We start from the raw sequence: 1,362 nt of genomic DNA on the forward strand, positions 1-1,362 counted from the left end.
CCTTGCCCTGGGTGTAGAAGGCGATGCCGTCGTTGCCGTAGACGTGCAGGTCTCCGAAGAGGGAGTCCTTCCAGCCGCCGAAGGAGTGGTAGCAGACGTTGCCACAACCGATCCTCACAGTCCGTACGTTTTGCCGATGATGTCTCGCTGAATCTCGTTGGTACCACCATAAATGGAGGACACAAGAGTCTTTCGCACATGGTGCTCCATGTCGAACTCAGTCGCGTAACCGTACCCACCCATCATCTGCATGCCTTCGAGCGCGACCTTCTTGGCGGTCTCGGTCAGCTTGAGCTTGGCCATCGACGCTTCCCGCGGGAACATCTTGGTCGGGTTGGCGTCGACCATGCGGGCAACGCTGTAGACCAGTAGACGGCCACATTCGATCTCGGTGGCGAGATCCGCGATCCGGTGGCGAAGTGCCTGAAACGATCCGACCGGACGCCCGAACTGCTTACGCGTAGTGACGAATTCGAGGGTGTCGTCGAAGGCCCGCTGCGCGGTCCCGAGCATCATCGCGGCAAGGATGAGGCGTTCGATGTTGAGCCCGGCCATGAGCTGACGCCAGCCGTTGCCGACTTCCCCAACCACCGCGTCCTCGGGCAGGAACGTGTCGGTGAAGTAGAGATCGTTGACCTCCTTGCCGCCCATGGTGTCGATTCCACTGATCTTCAATCCGGAGATGTCGGCCGGGACATGGAACATCGTCAGGCCCTCGTGCTTGCCCTCGCCCCTTGATGTACGAGCCACGAGGAGGATGTTCTCGGCGAAGTGAGCGTTGGAGCACCACGTCTTCTGTCCGTTGATCAGCCACCCACCGTCGACCTTCTCGGCGCGGCAACTCAGGTTGCCCACGTCGGAGCCCGCTTCGGGTTCGGACATCGAGATCGACTGCGAAGCGCCACGGACGATCCCGCCGAGCACTGCTTCCTTTTGCACCGGACTACCGAACTTCTCGTACGCGGATCCCGTGATGACGGTCGGGCCGAGTCCACCGATCGGCGCCATCCCCTTGGCTGCTTCCTCCAGGAAGATGCACAGGTCAACCGTGCTTCCGGCCGATCCGCCGTACTCCTCCGGGACAGTCAGTCCGAGCCATCCCAATTCCGCCATCTTCTCGTAGAACGCCTGGTTGTGATTGTGGGCGCCATGATCGGTCAGCAGATCTCGCTGCTCACGGGTGCCACTTTCCTTCTTACAGAACGCCGCTACCGATTTGGCGAAATCAGACTGCTCCTGCGTGAAATCCATGTACATCGAAAACTCCCGAGTGAGATGAGGCTGGAGGCTTCGGCAACATGCTCTTCCTCTACGTCTTCGGGGCGATGACCGAGGAGCGGATGGGCCGGGTGCAGTTCACCC

Annotated in this window: 1 protein-coding gene; it reads right to left on the reverse strand. The window is 60.6% G+C overall.

The window, feature by feature from the left end; genetic code table 11:
• Nucleotides 1-114: 114 nt before the first annotated feature.
• On the reverse strand, nucleotides 115-1,257 hold the full coding sequence (locus tag ABT116_RS46670; protein ID WP_351647335.1) for an acyl-CoA dehydrogenase family protein: 1,143 nt from the start codon (nucleotides 1,255-1,257) through the stop codon (nucleotides 115-117).
• Nucleotides 1,258-1,362 lie beyond the last annotated feature (105 nt).

This window comes from Streptomyces sp. NPDC002130, from assembly GCF_040296465.1.
In the GTDB taxonomy this organism is placed as follows: domain Bacteria; phylum Actinomycetota; class Actinomycetes; order Streptomycetales; family Streptomycetaceae; genus Streptomyces.